This window comes from Nocardioides dokdonensis FR1436, assembly GCF_001653335.1.
In the GTDB taxonomy this organism is placed as follows: domain Bacteria; phylum Actinomycetota; class Actinomycetes; order Propionibacteriales; family Nocardioidaceae; genus Nocardioides; species Nocardioides dokdonensis.
Map to the genome: position 1 here is coordinate 3,193,286 of NZ_CP015079.1, position 16,127 is coordinate 3,209,412.

Here is a 16,127-nt window from a genome sequence, read left to right on the forward strand (position 1 = left end):
ATCCCGGGCCGGCACCGGCCCTGACGCCGATCACCTCGATCGGCAGAGCACCAAGGAGACACCATGGCACGCGTCAAGCGCGCAGTGAACGCCCAGAAGAAGCGTCGTACCACCCTCGAGCGCGCCAGCGGCTACCGCGGCCAGCGCTCGCGCCTGTACCGGAAGGCCAAGGAGCAGGTCACCCACTCCCTGGTCTACAACTACAACGACCGGCGCAAGAACAAGGGCAACTTCCGCAAGCTGTGGATCCAGCGGATCAACGCGGCGGCTCGTGCCCAGGGCATGACGTACAACCGCTTCATCCAGGGTCTGAACCTGGCCGGCATCGAGGTCGACCGCAAGATCATGGCCGAGATGGCCGTCAACGACGTCGCGGCGTTCAACGCCCTCGTCGAGGCCGCCAAGAAGGCCCTGCCCGAGGACGTCAACGCGCCCAAGGCCGAGGCCTCGGCCTGACTCCCTCCTTGGGCCCCTCGGCTCCCCTCGTCGCGGGCAACGCCCGCGTCAAGGACGCACGCAGGCTCAGCCGCCGCTCGGTTCGCTCCGAACGGCGGCTGTTCCTCGCTGACGGCCCGAAGGCCGTCGAGGGCGCCCTCGAGGTGCCGGGGCGGCTCGTGGAGGTCTTCGCGACCCCCGCCGCCACCGAGCGGTACGACGCCCTGGCCCGCGCCGCGCGCGAGGCCGACGTCGCCTGGACGACGGTCGACGACCGCGCCCTGGCCTCGCTCAGCGACGCCGTCAGCCCGGCGGGCCTGGTCGGGGTGTGCCACTTCCTCGATGTCGGCCTCGACGAGGTGCTGGCGAGCGCGCCCCGGCTGCTGGCCATCTGCGCCGACGTGCGCGACCCCGGGAACGCCGGCACCGTGATCCGCTGCGCCGACGCGGCCGGTGCCGACGCCGTCGTGCTGGCCGGCAGCTCGGTCGACGCCTACAACCCCAAGACCGTGCGCGCCTCGGTCGGCTCCCTCTTCCACCTGCCCGTGGTGGTCGAGCCCGACGCCGCCGCCGCGGTCCGGGCCGCCCGGGCGGCGGGCCTGACGGTGCTGGCCGCCGACGGCGCCGGTGAGCGCGACCTCTACGCCGACGCGCCCCTCGAGGGCCCGGTCGCCTGGTTGCTCGGCAACGAGGCCTGGGGCCTGCCCGAGGACCTCGCTGCGCTGGCCGACCACCGCGTCGCGATCCCCATCCACGGTCGCGCCGAGAGCCTGAACCTCTCCACCGCGGCCGCGCTGTGCCTCTACGAGACCGCCCGGCACCACCGCCGCGGCTGAGCCGGCTCCTAGGCTGTGGCCATGACCCCGGTCCCGCGCCCGCCGTCCGACGAGGTCCGAGCCGTGCTCGACGACCTGCCCGACGGCGTGGTCCTGGCCGGCGGGGACGGGCGGGTGCACCACGTCTCCGCGCCCGCGGCCCGGATGCTCGGGCTGGTGGCCGCCGACGCCCCCGGTCGTCCGTTGTCCGAGGTGCTGCGCCTGCAGGACCAGGAGGGCGCCTCCTGGTGCGCATCAAACTCGCCCTTCCAGGGGCTGGCCACCCGCACCGCGGTCCCCGAGCAGCCCTGGCTGCTGCCCGACGGCAGCGAGGTCCTGGTCTCGGCGCGGATCCACCGCACCGCCCTGAGCGAGCCGGTCGACCGGGTCGCGATCACCCTGCGCTCCGGGCGCGGCCGGGCCCGGCTGGACCGTGAGCGCTCCGACCTGGTGGCCACGGTCGCCCACGAGCTGCGCTCGCCCCTGACCGGGGTGAAGGGGTTCGTCCAGGCGCTGCTCAACCGGTGGGACAAGCTCAACGACGACCAGAAGAAGCTGATGCTCACCACCGTGGCCTCCGACTCCGACCGGCTCAGCCGGTTGATCGCGGAGCTGCTCGACGTCGCCCGCATCGACACCGGGCGTCTGCAGCTCTACCCGCGCCCCACCGACGTCGCCGTGGTCACCGGCCGGGTGGTCGACTCGGTCCGGGCCGCGACCAGCCGCGAGATCGTCCTGGACGCGCCCGACGACCTGCCCCCGGTCCAGGCCGACCCGGACAAGCTCGTGCAGGTGCTGACCAACCTCGTGGAGAACGCCGTACGCCACGGCGAGGGCACCGTGCGGGTGACGCTCGAGCGGGTGGAGGCCCAGCCAGGGGCGGCCACGGAGTCCGCGACGGCTGTGCGGATCACGGTCCAGGACCAGGGGGAGGGCATCCCCGAGGAGCTGCGCCGGCGGGTGTTCACGAAGTTCTGGAAGGGCGGCGCCCGCGGCGGCTCCGGGCTGGGCATGTACATCGTCGGGGGGCTGACCCGGGCCCACGGCGGCCACGTGGCCATCGACGACGCGCCGGGCGGGGGCGCCCGGGTCGGGGTGACCTGGCCGGTCGCCGACGACGCCTGAGCGGTCCCGGTTCGTCGGGACCGGGCCTGGCTTCCTAGACTTCGCCCGAGCTACCAGCGAGAGGCAGTGATGTCGGGCCCGAACAGCGACTACGACCCCGTCGAGGTCACCCCGCTCCAGGCGGAGGAGGTCGAAGCAGCCCGCGACGCCGCACTCGCGGCGATCGCCGCGGCCGCCGACCTCGAGGCGCTCAAGCAGGTGCGCCTCGAGCACGCGGGGGACCGCTCGCCGCTGGCGCTGGCCAACCGCGAGATCGGGGCCCTGCCGCCGCAGGCGCGCAAGGAGGCCGGTCAGCGCGTGGGCCAGGCCCGCGGCGCGATCAACCAGGCGCTCGGCAAGCGCCAGGTCGTGCTCGAGGCCGAGCACGAGGAGCAGATGCTCGTCGTGGAGACCGTCGACGTCACGCTGCCCACCGACCGCCGCCGCCCCGGCAGCCGGCACCCGCTCACCCTGCAGTCCGAGCTGATCGCCGACCTGTTCGTCGCGATGGGCTGGGAGGTCGCCGAGGGCCCGGTGGTCGAGGCAGAGTGGTTGAACTTCGACGCCCTCAACCTGGGCCCGGACCACCCGGCGCGCACCATGCAGGACACGTTCTGGACCGAGCCCGCCGACCACCACGTCGTGCTGCGCACCCAGACCTCACCGGTGCAGGCGCGCACCATGCTCACGCGCGAGCCACCGATCTACGTCGTGTGCCCCGGTCGGGTCTTCCGCACCGACGAGTACGACGCCACGCACAGCCCGATGTTCCACCAGGTCGAGGGCCTCGTGGTCGACAAGGGCATCACGATGGCGCACCTCAAGGGCACCCTCGACCACTTCGCCGGCCAGCTGTTCGGCGACGGGATCACCACCCGGTTCCGTCCCTCCTACTTCCCCTTCACCGAGCCGTCGGCCGAGGTCGACGTGCTCTGCTTCGTCTGCCGCGGCGAGGGCATGGTCCCAGCCTCGAGCGTCTTCCCGCTTCACGACGGAGACATTCTGTGCCGCACCTGCCGCGGCGAGGGCTGGATCGAGTGGGGCGGCTGCGGCGTGGTCAACCCGCGGGTCCTGGTGGCCTGCGGCGTCGACCCCGACGTCTACAGCGGCTTCGCCTTCGGCATGGGCATCGACCGCTCGTTCATGTTCCGCCACGGCCTGGAGGACCTGCGCCCGCTCTTCGAGGGCGACGTCCGGTTCAGCGCCGCATTCGGCACCGAGATCTGAGGAATCATGAAGGCACCCGTCTCCTGGATCCGTGAGTACGTCGACCTGCCCGCCGAGGTGGGCACCGAGGAGCTCACCGACCGCCTGACCATGCTGGGTCTGAAGCTCGAGGCCGTCGAGCGCCCCGGTGAGGACATCACCGGGCCGCTGGTCGTGGGCCGGGTGCTCACGATGGAGCCCGAGCCGCAGAAGAACGGCAAGACCATCAACTGGTGCACCGTCGACGTCGCGGACGCCAACGGCACCGGCGAGCCCCAGGGCATCGTCTGCGGCGCGCACAACTTCGCCCCCGGCGACCTCGTCGTGACCGTGCTGCCGGGCGGCGTGCTGCCCGGCGGGTTCGCGATCAGCGCCCGCAAGACCTACGGCCACGTCTCGGCCGGGATGATCTGCTCGGCGGCCGAGCTGGGTCTGGGCACCGACCACGACGGCATCATCGTGCTGCCCGCCGACGCGGGGGAGCCGGGCCAGGACGTGCGTCCGCTGCTCGGCTTCGACGAAGAGATCATCGAGTTCGAGATCAACCCCGACCGTGCCTACGCGCTGTCGCTGCGCGGCGTCGCCCGCGAGGCCGCGCTGGCCTTCGACGCGCCGTACGCCGACCCCGCCGACCGCGACGTGCCCGCCGCCGACGACGCGGGGTGGCCCGTCGAGGTGGAGGACCCGACCGGCTGCCCGGTCTTCGTGGCCCGCACCGTCAGCGGCTTCGACCCCACCGCACCGACCCCCGCGTTCATCGCCGACCGCATCCGGATGGCCGGGATGCGCCCCATCTCCCTGGCCGTCGACATCACCAACTACGTGATGCTGGAGACCGGTCGACCGATCCACGGCTACGACGCCGACAAGGTGCAGGGCACCGTCCGGGTCCGCCGCGCGGCGCAGGGCGAGCAGCTGACCACGCTCGACGGCACCCGCCGCACCCTGTCGTCCGAGGACCTCGTGGTCACCGACGACTCCGGCCTCATCGGGCTCGGCGGCGTGATGGGTGGCGAGACGACCGAGATGTCTGCGACCACCACCCGGGTGCTGGTCGAGGCCGCGCACTGGGACGCGGTGTCGATGTTCCGCACCGGCAAGCGGCACAAGATCAGCTCGGAGGCGGGCAAGCGCAACGAGCGCGGTGCCGACCCGACCACCTGCGAGCCCGCGGCCGACCGCGTGGTCGAGCTGCTGACGACGTACGGCGGCGGCACCGTCGACCCCGGCGTCACCGTCGTGGGCACCCCGGCGCCGCGCGAGGCGGTCCCGGTGGCCGCCGACCTGGCCCGCCGGGTCAGCGGGATGCCGATCGACGACGAGACCGCGGTCGCGCACCTGCGCGCCGTCGGCTGCGAGGTCCGGGTCGAGGGCAGCACCCTCAGCGTCGTGCCGCCGCAGTGGCGCCCCGACCTCACCGACAGCCAGGACTTCTCCGAGGAGGTCGTCCGGGTCGTGGGCTACGACCGGGTCCCCTCGGTCCTGCCGACCCCGCCCTCGGGACGGGGCCTGACCCGTGAGCAGCGGCTGCGCCGTCGGGTCGGCCGCACCATGGCCGGCCAGGGCTTCGTGGAGGTCCTCACCTTCCCGTTCGTCGGCGGCGAGGACCTCGACCTCCTCGGCCTGCCCGAGGACGACGACCGGCGCTCGTTGCTGCGGCTGAGCAACCCCCTCAGCGCCGAGGCGCCGTACATGACGTCGACGCTGCTTCCCGGCCTCCTGCGGGCCGCGGCGAAGAACGTCGGGCACGGCACGACCTCGTTCGCGATCTTCGAGAACGCACCCGTGACCACGCCCCGCGAGAGCGGCCCGGCGCCGATCCTGCCCGTCGACCGGCGCCCCACGGACGCCGAGCTCGCGGAGCTGGAGAAGGCGCTGCCGGCCCAGCCGGCGCACCTGGGTCTGGTCGCCGTCGGCGAGGCCGACGCCTCCGGCTGGTGGGGCCCGGGTCGACCCGTCGACTGGTCCGACGCCGTCGCTGCCGTCCGCGGGGTGACCGACTCCCTCGGTCTCGCGCTCGAGACCCGGGCGGCCACCCGCGCCCCCTGGCACCCGGGCCGCTGCGCCGAGCTCGTCGTCGACGGGGTCGTCGTCGGTCACGCCGGCGAGCTGCACCCGCGCGTGTGCGCCGCCTTCGGGCTGCCCGCACGCTCGGTGGCCGCCGAGGCCGACCTCGACCTGCTGCTGGAGCGTGCCGTGGACCTGCGCCCGGCGCCGTCCTTCTCGACCTACCCGGTCGCCAAGGAGGACGTCGCGCTGGTCGTCGACCAGGACGTGCCGGCAGGCGCCGTCGAGTCGGCGCTGCGCGAGGGCGCCGGCGAGCTGCTCGAGTCGGTGCGCCTCTTCGACGTCTACACCGGCGACCAGGTCGGCGAGGGCAGGAAGTCGTTGGCGTTCGCGCTGCGGCTGCGCGCCCCGGACCGGACCCTGGCCGAGGGCGAGGCCGCGACCGCCCGCGAGGCCGCCGTGGCGCTCGCCGCCGAGCGCGTCGGGGCGGTCCAGCGCTGACCCGGCCCAAATGTCGCGCTGAGTCGGCGCAAATGTTTCCCCTGTGGGGAGATCTGCGCCGACTCGGCTGAACATCTGGGCCGACTCGACCCCCGGTTGTACAGCCTCATGCAGTGATGCGTATAGTCCTGCATATGGCGAAAGTGCGAGTGGCCGTGGCCGGAGCGAGCGGGTACGCCGGAGGTGAGGTCCTCCGACTGCTGCTGTCCCATCCCGAGGTCGAGATCGGTGCGTTGACGGGGGCCTCGAACGCCGGGCAGCCGCTGGGCGCGCTGCAGCCCCACCTGGTGCCGCTGGCCGACCGGGTGCTCGAGCCGACCACCATCGAGGTGCTCAGCGGCCACGACGTCGTGTTCCTCGCCCTGCCGCACGGCCAGTCCGGCGAGGTGGCCGCCCAGTTGGGCGACGACACCGTCGTCATCGACTGCGGTGCCGACTTCCGGCTGCGCGACGCGGGGGAGTGGGCCAAGTTCTACGGCGGCGAGCACGCCGGCACGTGGCCCTACGGCCTGCCCGAGCTGCCCGGGCAGCGTCAGGAGTTGCGCGGCGCGCGGCGCATCGCGGTGCCGGGCTGCTACCCCACCGTGTCGACGCTCAGCCTGGCTCCCGCCGTGGCGGCCGGCATCGTCGAGCCGCGCGTGTCGATCGTCGCGGCCAGCGGCACCAGCGGGGCCGGGAAGGCCGCCAAGTCGCACCTCCTGGGCTCCGAGATCATGGGCAACGCCAGCGCCTACGGCGTCGGCGGCGACCACCGGCACACGCCCGAGATCACCCAGAACCTCTCCGCGCTCGTCGACGAGACGGTGGCCGTGAGCTTCACGCCGCTGCTGGTCCCGATGTCGCGCGGCATCCTGGCCACCTGCTCCGCCGACCTGCGCGCCGGCCACGAGGTCGACGCCGAGGAGGCGCACGCCATCTACGCGCAGGCCTACGCCCACGAGCCGTTCGTGCACGTGCTGCCGAGGGGGCAGTGGCCCCAGACCAAGTCGGTGATCGGCTCGAACGCCCTCCACCTCCAGGTCACCGTCGACGAGGTCGCGGGGCGCCTGGTCGCCGTCGGCGCCGTCGACAACCTCGCCAAGGGCACCGCCGGCGCCGCCGTCCAGTGCATGAACCTCGCGCTCGGCCTCGATGAGGGCACGGGCCTGACCACGATCGGACTGGCTCCCTGATGAGCATCACCACCCCGCAGGGCTTCTCCGCCGCCGGCGTCCCCGCCGGCCTGAAGTCGACGGGCGCCAAGGACGTGGCGCTGGTCGTCAACGCCGGCCCGCGCTTCGACTCCGCCTCCGTCTTCACCGCCAACCGCTGCAAGGCGAACCCGGTGCTGTGGAGCCAGGAGGTCGTCAAGGACGGCACCGTGCGCGCGGTCGTGCTGAACTCCGGCGGCGCCAACTGCTACACCGGCCCCGAGGGCTTCCAGACCACCCACGCCGTGGCCGAGAAGGTCGCCGAGCACGTCGGCATCGCCGCCGGCGACGTGGTCGTGTGCTCCACCGGGCTGATCGGGCTGGTCAACGACCGCGAGCAGGTCCTGGCGGGCGTCGACGCGGCGTACGCCGCCCTGTCCGGGGAGGGCGGGAACGACGCCGCCGAGGCGATCATGACCACCGACTCGGTCAGCAAGCAGGTCGTCGTCGAGGGCGCGGGCTGGAGCATCGGCGGGATGGCCAAGGGTGCCGGCATGCTGGCCCCGCAGCTGGCCACGATGCTGGTCGTCATCACCACCGACGCCGTGGTCCCGGCCGACGAGCTCGACGTCGCGCTGCGCGCGGCCACGCGGGTCTCCTTCGACCGGCTCGACTCCGACGGCTGCATGTCGACCAACGACACCGTCACCGTCATGGCCAGCGGCGCCAGCAGCATCACCCCCAGCCCCGACGACTTCACGGAGGCGCTGACCCAGGTCTGCACGGACCTGGCGATGCAGCTGCTGAAGGACGCCGAGGGCGCCGACCACGAGATCGCGATCACGACGCTCAACGCGGCGACCGAGGACGAGGCGGTCGAGGTCGGGCGCAGCGTCGCCCGCTCGAACCTCTTCAAGGCCGCGATCTTCGGCCAGGACCCCAACTGGGGGCGGGTGCTGGCCAGTGTCGGCACCACGCAGGCCACCTTCGACCCCGCGGACCTCGACGTCGCCATGAACGGCGTCTGGGTGTGCCGCGAGTCCACTCCGCACGCCGACCCCGAGACCGTCGACCTGTCGGCCCGCGAGGTCAGCGTGACGATCGACCTGAAGTCGGGCACCGAGCGCGCGACCGTGTGGACCAACGACCTGACCCACGCCTACGTCCACGAGAACAGCGCGTACTCCTCATGAGCACGCCTAGGAACGAGCAGATGATCTTCAGCGAGGTCCAGCCCGCCGATCCCGAGAAGGCAGTCGTCCTCTCCGAGGCCCTGCCGTGGCTCAAGCGCTACCACGGCAAGGTCGTGGTGGTGAAGTACGGCGGCAACGCGATGACCGACGACGTCCTCAAGCGCGCCTTCGCCGAGGACATCGCCTTCCTGCGCTTCGCCGGCTTCCGCCCGGTCGTCGTGCACGGCGGCGGACCGCAGATCTCGGCGATGCTGGACAAGCTCGGCATCGAGTCCGAGTTCCGCGGCGGGCTGCGGGTGACCACCCCCGAGGCCATGGACGTGGTCCGGATGGTGCTGGTCGGCCAGGTGCAGCGCGAGCTGGTCGGTCTCATCAACGAGCACGGCCCGCTGGCGGTCGGCCTGTCCGGCGAGGACGCCGGGCTGTTCACGGCCGAGCCGACCAACACCATCGTCGACGGCGAGGAGGTCGACCTCGGGCTGGTGGGCGAGGTCGCCAAGGTCCGCCCCGAGGCGGTGCGCGACCTGATCGACGCCGGTCGGATCCCCGTGGTCTCCAGCGTCGCCCCGGACGTCGACGGACTGGTGCACAACGTCAACGCCGACACCGCGGCCGCCGCCCTGGCCGTCGCGCTCGGCGCCGAGAAGCTGCTGGTGCTCACCGACGTCGAGGGCCTCTACCGCGACTGGCCCGACAGCGACGACGTGATCTACGAGATCAGCCCCGAGGCGCTCGCCGACATGCTGCCGAGCCTGGCCGCCGGGATGGTCCCCAAGATGGAGGCCTGCCGCAAGGCGGTCGCCGAGGGCGTCCCGCGCGCGACCGTGGTGGACGGGCGCGAGAAGCACGCGGTGCTCCTCGAGCTGTTCACCAACGAGGGCGTCGGAACCCAGGTGCTGCCCGGCGTCGAGACCAAGGTGCGCAAGGCACGGCAGAAGGCGGTGCGCAAGTGAGCGGCCACACGGAGCTGCAGACCGGCCAGCAGGTCGGGGAGCGGTACGCCGCGTCGCTGATGAACACCTTCGGCCCGCCCAAGCTCACCCTGGTGCGCGGCGAGGGTGCCCACGTCTGGGATGCCGACGGCAAGGAGTACGTCGACCTGCTCGGCGGGATCGCCGTCAACGCCCTCGGCCACGCCCACCCGGCGCTGGTCGCCGCGGTCACCGACCAGCTCTCCACGCTCGGGCACATCTCCAACTTCTTCACCTCCGTCCCGCAGGTCGAGCTGGCCGAGAAGCTCGTCGCCCTGGTCGGCGCCGGTCCCGGCAAGGTCTTCCTGGCCAACTCCGGCGCCGAGGCCAACGAGGCCGCCTTCAAGATGACCCGGCGCACCGGGCGGACCCACGTCGTCGTCGCCGAGGGCGGCTTCCACGGCCGGACCATGGGCGCCCTGGCGCTCACCTCCAAGGCCGCCTACCGCGAGCCCTTCGAGCCGCTGCCCGGCGACGTCACCTTCGTCCCGTACGGCGACGTCGACGCGCTGCGCGAGGCCGTCACCGAGACCACGGCGGCCATCCTGCTCGAGCCGATCCAGGGCGAGGCCGGTGTCGTGATGGCACCCGCGGGCTACCTCCGCGCCGCCCGGGCGCTGGCCGACGAGTCCGGCGCGCTGCTGTGGCTCGACGAGGTGCAGACCGGCATGGGCCGCACCGGCGACTGGTTCGCCCACGCCGGCCACGTCGTCCCCGACATCCTGACCCTCGCCAAGGGCCTCGGCGGCGGCTACCCGATCGGTGCCGTCGTGGGTCTGGGGCGCGCGGCCGACCTGCTCGAGCCCGGCAACCACGGGACCACCTTCGGTGGCAGCCCGGTGGCCTGCGCCGCGGCGCTCGCCGTGATCCGCACCATCGAGGAGGACGGGCTGCTCGAGCACGTCCGCCGCGCCGGTGAGCGCCTGCGCGAGGGCCTGGCTGCCGACGCCCGGGTCACCGAGGTGCGCGGCGAGGGGCTGCTCATCGGCCTCGACCTGGTCAGCGAGACCGCGGCCGCGGTCGTCGAGGCGGCCCAACGGGCCGGCTTCATCGTCAACATGCCCACGCCGAGCCGCATCCGTCTCGCGCCGCCGCTGGTGCTCACCGACGCCGACATCGAGTCGTTCCTCACCGCGTGGCCCACGATCCTGGACGAGGCGGGCACCTGATGACGCTGCACTTCCTGCGCGACGACGACCTCGGGCCCGAGCAGCAGGCCCAGGTCCTGGACCTCGCAGCGGCCATGAAGCGAGCGCCGTACGACGCGAAGCCGCTGGTGGGTCCGCAGTCGGTCGCGATGATCTTCGACAAGCCCACCCTGCGCACCCAGACCTCCTTCGGGGCCGGCATCGCCGAGCTCGGCGGGAACCCGCTGCTGGTCGAGGGGCGGCTGGCCGGCATCGGCATCCGCGAGTCGGTCGAGGACGTCGCCCGCGTGCTGGGCGGTCAGGTCTCGGCGGTGGTCTGGCGCACCTTCCACCAGTCCGACCTCGAGCTGATGGCCGCGCACTCCGGCGTACCCGTCGTCAACGCCCTCACCGACGACTTCCACCCCTGCCAGCTGATCGCCGACCTGCTCACCGTGCGGGAGCGGTGCGGCGGGTTGGCCGGGCTCACCGTGGCCTTCGTCGGCGACGCGGCCTGCAACATGGGCAACTCCTGGCTGCTGGCCGGCACCACGGCCGGCATGCACGTGCGGGTCAGCGCCCCGGAGGGCTTCATGCCGGCTCCGGAGATGATCCAGCGCGCCACCGAGATCGGGGCCACCACCGGCGGCTCGGCCCTCGCCGTGCCCGACCCGGTCAAGGCCGTCGCCGGCGCCGACGTCGTGGTCACCGACACCTGGATCTCGATGGGCAAGGAGAACGAGGAGCAGGCCCGCGAGGTGGTCTTCGGCGACTGGTCGCTGACTGCCGACCTCCTGGCCCACGCCGCCCCCGACGCCGTGGTGCTGCACTGCCTGCCGGCCTACCGCGGCAAGGAGATCACCGCCGAGGTGCTCGACGGCCCGCAGAGCGCCGTGTGGGACGAGGCCGAGAACCGTCGGCACGCCCAGAAGGCGGTGCTGGCCTTCCTCCTCGCCGACGGCGCCCCGCCACCCGTGGGCGGTGACCCGGCATGACCGAGTTCGCCATGCGGCCCACCACCAAGAACGCCCGGCACCAGCGCATCGTCGAGCTGGTGAGCACCCACGAGGTGCACTCCCAGAGCGAGCTGGCGCTGCTGCTGGCCGGCAGCGGTGTCCGGGTCACCCAGGCGACCCTGTCGCGCGACCTGGTCGAGCTCGAGGCCGTGAAGGTCCCCGCGGCCTCCGGTGCGCTGGTCTACGCGGTCCCCGCCGAGGGCGGCGACCGGCGACCGGTCGCGCCGACGGACTCCTCGGCCGGGCGTGCGCGCCTGGCCCGCCTGTGCGCCGAGCTGCTCGTCAGCGCCGACGCCACCGCCAACCTGGTGGTGCTGCGCACCCCGCCCGGCGCCGCACAGTTCCTGGGCTCGGCCTTCGACAAGGCCGAGTTCCCCGACGTCCTCGGCACCATCGCCGGCGACGACACGGTCCTGGTGATCGGCCGCGAGCCGACCGGGGGCGACGCCCTGGCGCGCCGCTTCCTCGACATGGCCGAGCACCCGACGTACGACCCCACGAACCCCATCACGAACCCCGCCACGAACCCCGCCACGAACCACAGTCTTCACAACGAGGAGCGCGCATGAGCAAGGTCCTGACCACGCTGCCCAAGGGGGAGCGCGTCGGCATCGCGTTCTCCGGAGGTCTCGACACCTCCGTCGCCGTCGCGTGGATGCGAGACAAGGGCGCGGTGCCCTGCACCTACACCGCCGACATCGGCCAGTACGACGAGCCGGACATCTCGGGCGTCCCCGACCGGGCGCGCGAGTACGGCGCCGAGATCGCCCGCGCCGTCGACTGCCGCACCCAGCTGGTCGAGGAGGGCTTCGCCGCCATCGCGTGCGGCGCCTTCCACATCCGCTCCGGCGGCCGGACCTACTTCAACACCACGCCCCTGGGCCGCGCGGTGACCGGCACCATGCTGGTGCGCGCCATGCACGAGGACGGCGTGGACATCTGGGGTGACGGCTCGACCTTCAAGGGCAACGACATCGAGCGGTTCTACCGCTACGGCCTGCTGGCCAACCCCGACCTGCGCATCTACAAGCCGTGGCTCGACGCCGACTTCGTGCACGAGCTCGGTGGCCGGGACGAGATGAGCCAGTGGCTCACCGAGCACAACCTGCCCTACCGCGACTCCAAGGAGAAGGCGTACTCCACCGACGCCAACATCTGGGGCGCCACCCACGAGGCGAAGATGCTCGAGCACCTCGACACCTCGCTCGAGGTCGTCGAGCCGATCATGGGCGTGAAGTTCTGGGACCCCGAGGTGGAGATCCCCACCGAGGACGTGAGCATCACCTTCGAGGCCGGTCGTCCGGTCGCGATCAACGGGACGCGCTTCGAGGACCCGGTCGACCTGGTGCACGAGGCCAACACGATCGGCGGGCGCCACGGCCTGGGCATGTCCGACCAGATCGAGAACCGCATCATCGAGGCGAAGTCGCGCGGCATCTACGAGGCGCCCGGGATGGCGCTGCTGTGGATCGCCTACGAGCGGCTGCTCAACGCCATCCACAACGAGGACACCATCGCCAGCTTCCACAACGACGGCCGCCGCCTGGGCCGGTTGCTGTACGAGGGCCGGTGGCTGGACCCGCAGGCGCTGATGATCCGCGAGGCCCTGCAGCGCTGGGTGGCCTCGCTGGTCACCGGCGAGGTGGTGCTGCGGCTGCGCCGCGGCGAGGACTACTCGATCCTGTCCACCGACGGACCGGCGTTCTCCTACCACCCCGACAAGCTGTCGATGGAGCGCACCGAGAACTCCGCCTTCGGCCCGCTGGACCGCATCGGCCAGCTCACGATGCGCAACCTCGACATCGCCGACAGCCGCGCGAAGCTCGAGCTGTACGCGGGCCAGCCGCTGGACCAGGGCCAGGTCCTGGTCGAGAACGGCACGCTCTACGGCGAGCTCGAGCCCGGTGGTGCGAACAGGATCGCCGACAACCCGCGCTCGCCCGACGACATCGACGACGAGGCGCTCGACGCCGCGGCGATGGAGTCCGGCACCGACTGATGGGTCCCCACTGATGGAACCGGTGCTGCGCGCGACCGCCCGGGTGCTCCCGGTCAGCCCGGCAGGCGAGTGCCTGCTGCTGCTCGACCAGGACCCCGGGCGGCCCGGCCAGCTGCGCTGGGGCACCGTCGGGGGTGCGCTGGACCCGGGCGAGACCCACGTGGAGGCCGCGCTGCGCGAGCTCCACGAGGAGACCGGCGTCGTCGTGGCCGCCACGCAGCTGGTGGGCCCGTTCCACCGCGACCGGCGCCACTTCACCTACGACGGTCGCGCCTACCTGGGCGACTCCACGTTCTTCGCCCTCCACCTGGAGCGCGAGGTGCGGCTCACCTTCGAGCACCTGGAGCCCGGCGAGGTCGACAACGTCGTGGAGGCCCGGTGGTGGACCCCGCGCGACGTCGCGGCGGACGGCCGCCTCGTGGCCCCCGACCTGCCTGAGATCATGAGCGCCGCGATCGTCGCGGCGAGAGGAGCAGCACCAGCGTGACACGTCATCAGCCGGGCAAGCAGGACGCGACCAACACCGGCAAGCTGTGGGGCGGTCGGTTCGCCGGCGGTCCCTCGCCCGAGCTGGAGGCACTCTCGCGCTCCACCCACTTCGACTGGCGGCTCACGCCGTACGACCTCGCGGGGTCGCGCGCCCACGCCAACGCCCTGCACCGCTCGGGGCTGCTCACCGCCGCCGACCACACCGAGCTGCTCCGGGGCCTCGACGTCCTGGGGGAGCGGCACGCGGGCGGCGAGCTGCACCCCGACCCCTCCGACGAGGACGTCCACGGCGCCCTCGAACGGCTGCTGCTCGAGGAGGTCGGCGTCGACATCGGCGGACGGCTGCGTGCCGGGCGCTCCCGCAACGACCAGATCGCCACCCTGTTCAAGGTCTTCCTGCGCGACCACGCACGGGTGGTCGCGGCCCAGGTCCTCGACCTCGTCGACGCCCTGGCCGGACAGGCCCGGGCCCACTTGGGCGGCGAGGACGCCGAGCCCACGATCATGCCGGGGCGCACGCACCTGCAGCACGCCCAGCCGGTGCTGCTCGCGCACCACCTGCTGGCGCACGCCTGGCCGTTGCTGCGCGACGTGGACCGCCTCGCCGACTGGGACGCCCGCGTGGCCGCCGACTCGCCGTACGGCTCGGGGGCCCTGGCCGGGCAGAGCCTGGGCCTCGACCCCACCCTGGTGGCGGCCGAGCTCGGGTTCAGCGGGTCCAGCGCCAACTCCATCGACGGCACGTCGGCGCGCGACTTCGTGGCCGAGCTGGCCTTCGTGACCGCCCAGATCGGCATCGACGTGAGCCGGCTCGCCGAGGAGGTCATCCTCTGGGCCACCAAGGAGTTCGGTTTCGTCACGCTGCACGACTCCTGGTCGACCGGGTCGAGCATCATGCCGCAGAAGAAGAACCCCGACATCGCCGAGCTGGCCCGCGGCAAGGCAGGGCGGCTCATCGGCAACCTGGCGGGGCTGATGGCCACCCTCAAGGCGCTGCCGCTGGCCTACAACCGCGACCTGCAGGAGGACAAGGAGCCGGTCTTCGACTCGGTGGACACCCTCGAGGTCCTGCTGCCGGCGTTCACCGGGATGATCGCCACCCTCGAGTTCGACGGTGAGCGGATGGCCGAGCTGGCACCCCAGGGCTTCTCCCTGGCCACCGACGTCGCGGAGTGGCTGGTGCGCCAGAACGTGCCCTTCCGGGTCGCCCACGAGGTGGCCGGCGCGTGCGTACGCCGCTGCGAGGAGCTGGACGTGGAGCTGGCGGACCTCAGTGACGAGCAGTTCCGCGAGATCTCGCCGGAGCTGACGCCCCAGGTGCGCGAGGTGCTGACCGCCGGCGGCTCGGTCGCCTCGCGTGACGGCCGCGGCGGCACCGCACCGGTGCGGGTGCGCGAGCAGCTCGACGAGCTGGTGGCCCGGGCCGGTGGCCTGCGTGAGCACCTCGCCTGAGCTGCTCCCGCTGCTGGCGGGGGACGCCGAGCAGGTGGCACCCCTCCTGCTCGGCGCCGTCCTGCGCCACGGCGACGTGGCCGTGCGCCTCACCGAGGTCGAGGCGTACGCCGGCCAGGACGACCCCGGGTCGCACGCCTACCGAGGGCCCACGCCCCGCACCGAGGTGATGTTCGGTCCCGCCGGTCGGCTCTACACCTACTTCAGCTACGGCATGCACGTGTGCGCCAACGTCGTGGTCGGCCCCGAGGGCCGCGCGGCCGCGGTGCTGCTGCGGGCCGGTGAGGTGGTCGAGGGCGTCGAGCTGGCCCGCTCCCGACGACCCCGCTCCAGCGAGCGCGACCTCGCCCGGGGCCCGGCGCGGCTGTGCCAGGCGCTGGGGATCGGGCTGGAGCACGGGGGTGGCGACCTCGTGTCCGGGCCCGTCCGGCTGCACCCGGGGGAGCCACCCCGGGAGTGGGAGTCCGGACCTCGGGTGGGCCTGCGGGGAGCGCCCGACCGGCCGTGGCGCTTCTGGCTGCCGGGGGAGCGCAGCGTCTCGACGTACCGTCCGGCCGTCCCGAGGCGACCTCGCTGAGCGGTCCCAGGACCCCCCGATTTGAGCCGGCGTCCACCCCTGTGTAACGTTCTGTTCTGCCGGAGCACGCAGCTCCACTCGCGGCCCAGAGGGTCGAAACCGAGT

15 protein-coding genes are annotated in these 16,127 nt (G+C 72.9%); all 15 read left to right on the top strand.

Annotated elements, in window-relative coordinates; translation table 11 throughout:
- Positions 1–63 precede the first annotated feature (63 nt).
- The 15 genes from rplT (at position 64) to I601_RS15185 (ending at position 16,022) form a co-directional block, all read left to right on the top strand.
- Positions 64–456: a 50S ribosomal protein L20 gene (rplT, locus tag I601_RS15115; RefSeq protein ID WP_068111429.1), complete on the top strand. Its 393-nt coding sequence runs from the start codon at positions 64–66 to the stop codon at positions 454–456.
- Between the two features lie 8 nt (positions 457–464).
- Positions 465–1,271: a TrmH family RNA methyltransferase gene (locus I601_RS15120; protein WP_068111432.1), complete on the top strand. Its 807-nt coding sequence runs from the start codon at positions 465–467 to the stop codon at positions 1,269–1,271.
- 21 nt (positions 1,272–1,292) lie between these two features.
- Positions 1,293–2,375 (top strand): sensor histidine kinase, encoded by a 1,083-nt coding sequence (locus I601_RS15125; protein WP_068111435.1) that lies wholly within the window; start codon positions 1,293–1,295, stop codon positions 2,373–2,375.
- 69 nt (positions 2,376–2,444) lie between these two features.
- Positions 2,445–3,581: a phenylalanine--tRNA ligase subunit alpha gene (gene pheS / locus I601_RS15130; protein ID WP_068111438.1), complete on the top strand. Its 1,137-nt coding sequence runs from the start codon at positions 2,445–2,447 to the stop codon at positions 3,579–3,581.
- Positions 3,582–3,587: 6 nt separating this feature from the next.
- Positions 3,588–6,068: a phenylalanine--tRNA ligase subunit beta gene (gene pheT / locus I601_RS15135; RefSeq protein ID WP_068111441.1), complete on the top strand. Its 2,481-nt coding sequence runs from the start codon at positions 3,588–3,590 to the stop codon at positions 6,066–6,068.
- Positions 6,069–6,202: 134 nt separating this feature from the next.
- The gene (argC, locus tag I601_RS15140; RefSeq protein ID WP_068111444.1) at positions 6,203–7,240 is read left to right on the top strand and encodes an N-acetyl-gamma-glutamyl-phosphate reductase; all 1,038 of its coding nucleotides are present in this window, start codon (positions 6,203–6,205) and stop codon (positions 7,238–7,240) included.
- A complete protein-coding gene (gene argJ / locus I601_RS15145) occupies positions 7,240–8,391 on the top strand; it encodes a bifunctional glutamate N-acetyltransferase/amino-acid acetyltransferase ArgJ (RefSeq protein ID WP_068111447.1) in 1,152 nt (383 codons plus the stop codon). Before argC ends, argJ begins: the two co-directional genes overlap by 1 nt.
- On the top strand, positions 8,388–9,344 hold the full coding sequence (gene argB / locus I601_RS15150) for an acetylglutamate kinase (RefSeq protein ID WP_169834715.1): 957 nt from the start codon (positions 8,388–8,390) through the stop codon (positions 9,342–9,344). Before argJ ends, argB begins: the two co-directional genes overlap by 4 nt.
- Entirely contained in the window at positions 9,341–10,531 is a 1,191-nt protein-coding gene (locus I601_RS15155; RefSeq protein WP_068111454.1) for an acetylornithine transaminase, read from the top strand. The genes argB and I601_RS15155 overlap by 4 nt, the downstream gene beginning before the upstream one ends.
- A complete protein-coding gene (argF, locus tag I601_RS15160; RefSeq protein WP_068111457.1) occupies positions 10,531–11,484 on the top strand; it encodes an ornithine carbamoyltransferase in 954 nt (317 codons plus the stop codon). The genes I601_RS15155 and argF overlap by 1 nt, the downstream gene beginning before the upstream one ends.
- A complete protein-coding gene (locus tag I601_RS15165; protein ID WP_068111460.1) occupies positions 11,481–12,074 on the top strand; it encodes an arginine repressor in 594 nt (197 codons plus the stop codon). The genes argF and I601_RS15165 overlap by 4 nt, the downstream gene beginning before the upstream one ends.
- Entirely contained in the window at positions 12,071–13,504 is a 1,434-nt protein-coding gene (gene argG / locus I601_RS15170) for an argininosuccinate synthase (RefSeq protein WP_068111463.1), read from the top strand. Before I601_RS15165 ends, argG begins: the two co-directional genes overlap by 4 nt.
- Before the next feature lie 13 nt (positions 13,505–13,517).
- The gene (locus I601_RS15175) at positions 13,518–13,991 is read left to right on the top strand and encodes an NUDIX hydrolase (protein WP_068111466.1); all 474 of its coding nucleotides are present in this window, start codon (positions 13,518–13,520) and stop codon (positions 13,989–13,991) included.
- Positions 13,988–15,445, top strand: a complete 1,458-nt coding sequence (gene argH / locus I601_RS15180; protein WP_068111469.1) for an argininosuccinate lyase — start codon at positions 13,988–13,990, stop codon at positions 15,443–15,445. Before I601_RS15175 ends, argH begins: the two co-directional genes overlap by 4 nt.
- A complete protein-coding gene (locus I601_RS15185; protein WP_068115027.1) occupies positions 15,429–16,022 on the top strand; it encodes a DNA-3-methyladenine glycosylase in 594 nt (197 codons plus the stop codon). The genes argH and I601_RS15185 overlap by 17 nt, the downstream gene beginning before the upstream one ends.
- Positions 16,023–16,127 lie beyond the last annotated feature (105 nt).

Coding starts and splice junctions, on each gene's coding strand:
- pheT (WP_068111441.1), top strand. CDS start 3,588: ATGAAGGCACCCGTCTCCTGGATCCGTGAGTACGTCGACCTGCCCGCC.
- argJ (WP_068111447.1), top strand. CDS start 7,240: ATGAGCATCACCACCCCGCAGGGCTTCTCCGCCGCCGGCGTCCCCGCC.
- argC (WP_068111444.1), top strand. CDS start 6,203: ATGGCGAAAGTGCGAGTGGCCGTGGCCGGAGCGAGCGGGTACGCCGGA.
- argF (WP_068111457.1), top strand. CDS start 10,531: ATGACGCTGCACTTCCTGCGCGACGACGACCTCGGGCCCGAGCAGCAG.
- pheS (WP_068111438.1), top strand. CDS start 2,445: ATGTCGGGCCCGAACAGCGACTACGACCCCGTCGAGGTCACCCCGCTC.
- rplT (WP_068111429.1), top strand. CDS start 64: ATGGCACGCGTCAAGCGCGCAGTGAACGCCCAGAAGAAGCGTCGTACC.
- argG (WP_068111463.1), top strand. CDS start 12,071: ATGAGCAAGGTCCTGACCACGCTGCCCAAGGGGGAGCGCGTCGGCATC.
- I601_RS15175 (WP_068111466.1), top strand. CDS start 13,518: ATGGAACCGGTGCTGCGCGCGACCGCCCGGGTGCTCCCGGTCAGCCCG.
- I601_RS15165 (WP_068111460.1), top strand. CDS start 11,481: ATGACCGAGTTCGCCATGCGGCCCACCACCAAGAACGCCCGGCACCAG.
- I601_RS15125 (WP_068111435.1), top strand. CDS start 1,293: ATGACCCCGGTCCCGCGCCCGCCGTCCGACGAGGTCCGAGCCGTGCTC.
- argB (WP_169834715.1), top strand. CDS start 8,388: ATGAGCACGCCTAGGAACGAGCAGATGATCTTCAGCGAGGTCCAGCCC.